The sequence below is a fragment of the Shewanella sp. MBTL60-007 genome, from assembly GCF_019654915.1.
GTDB lineage: Bacteria > Pseudomonadota > Gammaproteobacteria > Enterobacterales > Shewanellaceae > Shewanella.
In genome coordinates this window covers 36,701-44,503 of sequence record NZ_BPET01000052.1, presented here as the reverse complement: position 1 = coordinate 44,503, position 7,803 = coordinate 36,701, and the positions used below count along the sequence as shown (strand labels likewise).

General features: G+C 46.2%; 5 protein-coding genes. 3 read left to right on the top strand and 2 right to left on the bottom strand.

The window, feature by feature from the left end; all coding sequences use genetic code 11:
- Positions 1 to 414: 414 nt before the first annotated feature.
- Positions 415 to 1,179 carry a class I SAM-dependent methyltransferase gene (locus tag K5Q92_RS18110; RefSeq protein ID WP_374758455.1) on the bottom strand — a complete coding sequence of 255 codons (765 nt, stop codon included), beginning with the start codon at positions 1,177 to 1,179 and terminating at the stop codon, positions 415 to 417.
- A 282-nt stretch (positions 1,180 to 1,461) separates the two neighbouring features.
- Between K5Q92_RS18110 and K5Q92_RS18105 the strand changes: the two genes are divergently transcribed.
- The 3 genes from K5Q92_RS18105 (at position 1,462) to K5Q92_RS18095 (ending at position 6,496) form a co-directional block, all read left to right on the top strand.
- Complete coding sequence (locus tag K5Q92_RS18105; RefSeq protein WP_220770290.1) at positions 1,462 to 3,756, top strand: cytochrome C; 2,295 nt, start codon at positions 1,462 to 1,464, stop codon at positions 3,754 to 3,756.
- 605 nt (positions 3,757 to 4,361) lie between these two features.
- A complete protein-coding gene (locus K5Q92_RS18100; protein ID WP_220770289.1) occupies positions 4,362 to 5,597 on the top strand; it encodes a helix-turn-helix domain-containing protein in 1,236 nt (411 codons plus the stop codon).
- A gap of 56 nt (positions 5,598 to 5,653) precedes the next feature.
- A complete protein-coding gene (locus K5Q92_RS18095; protein ID WP_220770288.1) occupies positions 5,654 to 6,496 on the top strand; it encodes a 23S rRNA (adenine(2030)-N(6))-methyltransferase RlmJ in 843 nt (280 codons plus the stop codon).
- 339 nt (positions 6,497 to 6,835) lie between these two features.
- Here K5Q92_RS18095 and K5Q92_RS18090 read toward each other — a convergent pair whose 3' ends face one another.
- Entirely contained in the window at positions 6,836 to 7,714 is an 879-nt protein-coding gene (locus K5Q92_RS18090) for a LysR family transcriptional regulator (protein ID WP_220770287.1), read from the bottom strand.
- Positions 7,715 to 7,803 lie beyond the last annotated feature (89 nt).

The window sequence follows — 7,803 nt, the reverse complement described above, 5'->3', positions numbered from 1 at the left end:
ATTTAGGATGCACAAAGCCACTCTTCCTAAAGAAGAGTTTTAAATTTCTATTGAGTTAAATTTCTATTAATTAGCAGCAAATGCTAATTATCAAGTAGCAGAGACTTGTACGAAGCTAATGGATTAAAACCAACCGATATGTAACCCCACTGAATCACCTGTTAAAACAATTCGAGTAATTAGTTGTACGCTAGTTCCATTTCGTGACAAGAAATGAGACCTATCGCACCCCTTTATAGGTAGATGGCAAATGGAGCGACACCATGAGTAACTAAAATAATAAGACTAAGGACGGGGAATAGCAGATTATAAGAGCGAGATATGAGGGTAAATAAAAAGCAAACATTAGACCCTTAAAAACTGTATTAAAAGCAAGATACTATAATCAGTTTATGAGGGCCTTATCTTACTGTATTAAGCCGTCATTGCCGCTTTTACATATACATCGAAGCGGTTTTTCTTGGTGGCAATCACCATGCTGGGTTTTACCCCATCAAGATCATCAGCGTAATCAGGACGCTTCACCACAACGCGCTTGGTGGCGAGTGCCATCGCAGGAGCTAGCAAGCCATCGGCATCGAGATCGGCGCCAACTAGTGATTGGAACACGCGCATCTCTTTCTTTACTAATGCCGATTTCTCACGGTGCGGATACATGGGATCTAAATAAACCACATCGACTTCAGTATTTGACGCTTGGGCAGCGGCGGCTAATGAGTCTATGCTCGAGCCATGAAATAGACTCATACGTTCACGCATCCAATCACCAATTTCGGCATCTTCATAGGCGCGGCGCAGACCATCTTCTAACAGTGCTGCCACAACAGGATGACGCTCAACCATGATTACCTTACAACCTAAACTTGCTAATACAAACGCATCACGCCCTAGACCTGCAGTGCCATCAACCACTGTTGGGGTTACACCTTGTTTAAGGCCTACCGCTTTAGCAATCGACTGACCTCGGCCGCCGCCAAATTTACGACGATGGGCCACAGCACCGGAAACGAAATCGACAGAAATCCCTTTTAGCTTGGGTTCATCGCGCTTGATCAGGGTCAGGATGCCATTCTCAAACACCAACTCAAACTCTGCGTTTGCATCGAACTCCAGCCCCCAGCGCTCGCAAGCGGATTCAAGGGTTGGATAATGGCGATTAAAGAAAATGCTGGTCACGATTAGGCTCTATGTTTGAGTGTTAACCTGCAGATAATACCACTCCTCGCAACGAAACCATATCAGCCACAGGCGTCTGTTTTGATGAAATCAGGCTTATTTTGCTGGATTTATCTCCTCAAAACTCCTCAAAACAGCTCAAAGCGGCTGAAATCGACCTAAAAAACTTCAATATAACTATAAATAGGTATCTGTTCACGTCACGCCATTGACTCTTAAGGCACACTTTTTTGGCGTCGTTGATAAATCAAACGACTTTAAGAAAATATAAAAGAGAGATACGTGATGATGAACGCAAACAGATTCAAAACAAGGCTGTGCTATGCCACGCTTGTCGCGGCCTGCTCAATGAGCATGGTGGCGTGTTCCGGCGATGACGGTAAAGACGGTGAAGATGGCCAACCCGGTGGCAACGTTACCACAACCGCTGAAGTGTTAACGGTAACTATCGATAAGACCACGATTACAGATAACATCCTGAGCATCGATTTTAGTGCCGAGAACGAACTGGCGATTCCCGTTGTTAAGATTGCTGCAATCAAGATCAATGCCGCGCAACTATTGCCACAGATTGAAGGTGAGCGTTCACAATGGCAGAAACTTGCCAGCGAAACCTGTTCGCCAGAAAAGGGCTGTGACGGTAACTTAATCGACAACATGGATGGTAGCTATAGCTACACCATGGATGCTGCGTTAGTTGCTGGCGACATTAGTCACAACGGTGATTTTACTCAACGCGTACTGTTTAAGGTCTTAGAAACAGACAAGCTACCAGCCACAGAAGTGATTGCTGACTTCAACCTTGATGGCAGCGAGATCACCGACAATCGCAGCATTATTGATGGTAGTTCGTGTCTAAGTTGTCACGATGACATAGCTTCAATCAAACATGGCGGCGACAACATTGAAAACTGCGCCAGCTGCCATACCAGTAACTACATGTCTGACGCTAGCAAGGTATGGCCTGTACTAGCTCATACCGCGCACATAGGTATCACCCCACAAGCGTTGGGTAACTGTACGACTTGTCACGCTAAAGAAGTCAGTGAAACAGAGCTGCAGGCGACCAACTGGAACCTAGTCCCAACACGTGAGACCTGCTCTAGCTGTCACGATATGACCACTAACCCAGTATACGACCACAGTACTCAACCAGATAACGGCAGCTGCTTGACCTGTCACTCGCCAGAGAACACCTATGATGTTCATATGAGCAAGTCAGAAAAAGCGGTTGAGGAAGATCAGCGCAATATCGTCAACATCAGCCTAGAAGATGCTAAGCTGGTTGAGCAAGACGGTGAGCATTTCGCTGAGATCAGCTTTGCGCTACTCGATAGACAAGGCCAACGCATCGCCGTTGCCAATAACAACCCAGCCGATGCCGATTGGATTAAAAACCTACAGCTTTATGTTAACTGGGGCACCTCAGTAGACTTCACCACCAGCCGCGGTTACAGCATCTTCGTTAAGAGTAACAAGAAAGACATTACTCAAGATGGTAGCGATGGCATCACTCCAGCTGGTGAGCGTGCGCGCACCCCGCTACACAAGTCTGAAGACAATGTGTTTACCTACCTAATGGGTCCAGTTGTTACCCAAGATCAGTTCTCTGGCGATCTACTCGGTGACGCTGGCTTCATCACTAACCGTTTAATTTACTGTTTTGACGGTGCGCAAAATCTTGTGAGCTGTGATCTGGCTGGTCACACTAAAAATGCCGAAGCGAACAAGCGTTGGTTCTTCGACAAAGATGGCCTCACAGAAGCACCAGAAGCCAAGCGTCCTTTGATTGTCAGCAACAAAACCTGTGGTTCATGCCATGGTTACGATGAGTTTAACGACAACTCAGAGTTAGCCTGTCGTAACTGCCATAGCCGCAAAACGGAGATCAACAAAGAGCTGGCTGACACCACCTGCTTCTCAGGTCATGACCACGATGAACTCGGTGAACATATTCGTCCATTTGAAGAGCGTGCGATGGTTGCCAAAGGTAAGCCAGGCTTCTTAAGCTCAACTGCCGATATCGTTGACCCATGTTTAGCTTGTCATAACCCGAATACACCACCGACTCAGGCCATTCGCGAGATGCACACTAAACCAAGCGACTGGGATTATGTAGAGCAGTTAACCGTAAGCCACCCAGACCATAAGGTATGGATGCACTCACTTCACACTAATCAACGTGCGACTCAAGACCGTGAAAATGGTGTGCGTAATATTGAGTTCCCAGCCGACAAAGCGAACTGTTACCGTTGCCACGAAGGTGACACCTTCGGCGTTGAGCGCTTAACTGCAGTTGGTCGCCCATTGGCCCTAGATCTGGACTACAACCCAGACTCAAGAGCTCACCCAGCGACTGATATCACGGTTGATGCTTATACCTCACCAGTCTCAGCGACTTGTTATGCATGTCATGCTAAGCAAGAAGACGCCAACGGTAAGATGGTAATTAACAAGGCCGTACGTGCACATATGGAGCAAAATGGCGGCCGCTTCGGTGTGGCAGCTAACGAGCTACAAGTGGAGTCTTGTGCAGTTTGTCACTCAGTAGACAACCTTAAGCAGGTGCATAACCTTTAAGGTGAACCCTACAAACAATTGCTCTCTAGACTGATGTCCCTGCAAAAGAATCAGACAAAGAGATCAAGCAGCTCAACGCTCTGCGTTGAGCTGCAACTTTATTTAGCGTTCGATAAAAAAACTGGAAATATTCGTGTGCTAGCCGTGCTACGGGACACAAGCTATAGGCAAAGCTCGAAAAGTTCGAAAATTGACTCAAAGTTTACGGGCTAAAATTTCCATCGTTTTAAGCCTATGTGAGTGCATAACACTGAATTAGTAATGTCTGAAGATAAAGTTACGATAAAGATGCAGAAAATATACTTGATTTTGCCGTGCTACGGGACACAAGCTTTAGGCAAAGCTCAAAAAGCTAGAAAATTGACTCAAAGTTTACGGGCTAAAATTTCCATCGTTTTAAGCCTATGTGAGTGCATAACACTGAATTAGTAATGTCTGAAGATAAAGTTACGATAAAGATGCTGAAAATATACTTGATTTTGCCGTGCTACGGGACACAAGCTTTAGGCAAAGCTCGAAGTGGCTCAAAGTTTACGGGCTAAAATTTCCATCGTTTTTCACCTAAGAATATACTCAATTAGATATCCATTTTGTTAGAGAATCCTGTGCAGCTCACTCCTAAGTTAAGCTTGAATGTGGCTCAGCAACATCTATTTGATGCTGAAGACTCGTCACGTATTGAACTCAGCTATGCCGAGACTGCAGTGCTGCAACTGATGCTTAAACATCAGGGAACCCTTATCACTCGCGAAGCCTTGCTAGAAGCGGGCTGGCACGACAGAGTCGTCTCGCCATCATCACTGCAGCAATGCATCAGCGTTCTGAGAAAGAAGCTGGCAAACTACCCAGACATTGAGTTAAAGACCATTCCTCGTCATGGCTATATGCTGCATTTATCGCCTGCAGAAAAGCCCAAGAAAATCACAGCCAAAAACAGGGCGGTTTGGCTATTTATCATTGCGGTCTTCGCCAGTTTATTGCTCATGGCTTATGGTTACGTCAGCCATAATCAACCGCCTTACAGTGAAACACAATTCGATAGCCAATTGAGCCAAGTAAAAGGCGAAATGACGCTGTTTTCTCCTAGACATGCTGAGACAGTTTCAGCCTCTATAGCCAAACAACGACTCAGCAATCAGATAGGTAACGAGCTTGATTGGCAAGCGCCCTTCAAAACCTTTAATAGTTTTGCTCTACTCAACGATAAGATGGACAACTTTGCCATCTGCCCCGACTACCAAGATCAGACCTGTAGTGGTAAGCAATTGATCAATATCAGTAGCGAAAAAGGTCATGGTAGCAAATTGGCTCTTTCTGACTTTCTGACCACGAAGATCAGAATGGAGCAAAAAACCTATAATAAGTTAGATCTGCCTGAGCTTAGAAAACATCAGGGCGACTTAAAGGAGCAGATCTATCACGGCGATCTGTACTTCGCCATTGATGATCACCGCCTCGTCCGTAGCGATATCCGTATTTCAATGGTAGATCTCGCACCAGACAGTGGCATCTTCTATTTCGCTGCCTGCATTACCGACGAGGACTGCTATACCACACCTATTCGCTACGAGATCCGTGGTCAGTTCAAACGCACCACAGAGAAATGGCACCAACGTAAGGTAGAACGCTTCGATATTGAGGTCAGCAAGACCACGCTCTCCTCCCCTAATGCGTTATCCGATACCGCGCAAATTATCTATCTCGCTCTAAGAAAGCAGCACCTAACCCAAACCGGTCTGAGTTTTTATCGAGTCTATCAAGACGATGGCACCGCGGTTTGGCAGCTTCCATTGGTGAACAACAACATCATGTGGATGCAGCGACAGACACTGAAATTATGATCCCTTGCCTGAGTTGATATATAATCTAGCCTCTGTTCCTTTAGGCTAAAAACTCAATGTTAAGTTATCGTCACGGCTATCACGCTGGCAATTATGCCGATGTTCTCAAGCACGCTATTTTGCTGCAAGTACTCAAACTCATGCACAAAAAAGATAAGCCTATGGCTTATATCGACACCCACGCAGGTGCAGGCGGTTACGCATTAACAGACGAGTTTTCAAAGAAAACCGGCGAATACCTAGATGGTGTTGCCAGACTTTGGGACAGAAGCGATCTACCCGAATCATTAGTGCAATACATCGAGGATGTGAAGCACTTCAACCAAGGTAAAGAGGAACTGGAATTTTACCCAGGCTCTCCCGCTTTTGTTGATATGAACATGCGTGAAAAAGACCGCATGGTACTGCATGAGCTGCATGGCACCGACTTCTTAACCTTGGATGAGCAATATACTGGCGACCGGAGCGTACGCGTAATCAAGGGCGATGGCCTTAAAGGTCTTATTGCAGCCGTGCCACCACTTGAGCGTCGCGGCGTGATTTTGATTGACCCAAGTTACGAAATTAAGACCGACTATCAAGATGTAGCGAAAGCCATTATTAAGGCTCACAAGCGCTTTGCGACTGGCGTGTATATGTTGTGGTATCCGGTTGTAGACCGTGAGCAGACTGAAGGCATGCTGAAACTGCTAGCCGAAAGTGGCATTAAGAATCAGCTGCGCATCGAGCAAGCCATCAAGCCTGATAGCAATGAGTTTGGCATGACTGCCGCGGGTCTGTGGATCATCAATCCACCTTGGCAGCTCGATACTGCTGCCAAAGAGATGTTGGATTATCTTGAGCGCCGCCTTGGCCACAACGGTGGCAAGACCATAGTTAAGCAGGAAGTACCTGAATAGGAAGAGCTAAGACGGGAACAGCCGGAAAAGCTAAGACGAGGTCGGGCTTCGCCCTGCGAGGGCGTGACTGCGTCACTTCGAGAAAGAATTAAAAGATAGGTTCTAGGTACGAGGTTCTAGGCCCTAGGAAAGCTAAGATTTAAAAGAGACAAGCAACAGATTCAGGCTCCATGAACCGGCTTTGTCTTTGCTTTTAAGCTATTAGCTTTTCCTAGTAGCCAACTTGTTGGCGTCCTCGTAGGTGCGCAGCACCGTTCTAGAAGTGAGCCAGCGAACGTCCTAGAAACGAGCTTGCGAGTGCCCTATCTTAAAGAAGCGAGCCTGCGAGCGTTCTAAAGCTCACTGCAACACCGAATGCAGCTCCTCAAAAAGCCAGTGCATCACTGGGCCTATTTGCTGGTCACGACGATTCACCACACCCATTTCTATCAATAAAGGGTTAGTAATATATTCGCTAGAAAGCTCACATAAATCATCAATATACCATTCAGATTTAGCCACATGTTCAGGCACTAACGCCCAACCGACGCCCTGTAAAACCAATGCAACGATATAATAGTAACTATCGATATACCAATAGTTGGCCGATAATGCCGGTGTTTGTGATTGCCCAGTAATATCACAAATAACCAGCTGCCGATATTGCATCAACTGTTCTAAAGTCGGCGCAGGATTTGTGGCCAGAGGATGAGAGGGCGCCACCACTAAGCTTTGCTTAAATTGGCCTATCGACATAAATTCTAATGAATCTGGTAGCATGGTTGATGTGTGAAACATGATGCCAATATCAGCACGGCCCGCATCAACCCAGGCAGCAATGTCCACTTGCGAGCCATTAATAATGGTGAGTTTTAGCAATGGGAATTGAGTCGATATGCGCTGAAATAACACTTCAAATGCGGTAACGGGCACCGCTTCATCCATGGCAACAGTAAGTGCTATCTCCTCACCCGAGGTCACACTCAGGGCTCTTGCATTCAGTCGCTGACATTGAGCGATAACCGATTGCGCCTCAATAAACATCTCTTCGCCAAGTTTGGTCAGCACAGGCAGTTTCGCGCTACGATCAAACAGCTCAAAGCCTAAGTCGGTTTCTAAATTGCTGACCGCTGTACTGATCCGTGACTGCGCTTTGCCCATCTTACGTGCTGCAGCGGAAAAAGAGCCCAGCTTAACCGAATATACAAAGGCATTTAACTCATCTAGTGTCCAGTTCATCTCTCAGCAACCCAAGTATCTATATCTAAAACAGATAGTAGCTAACTTTAATCAATCATAAATACAGAGTAACTTGCCGAGCTTTATTG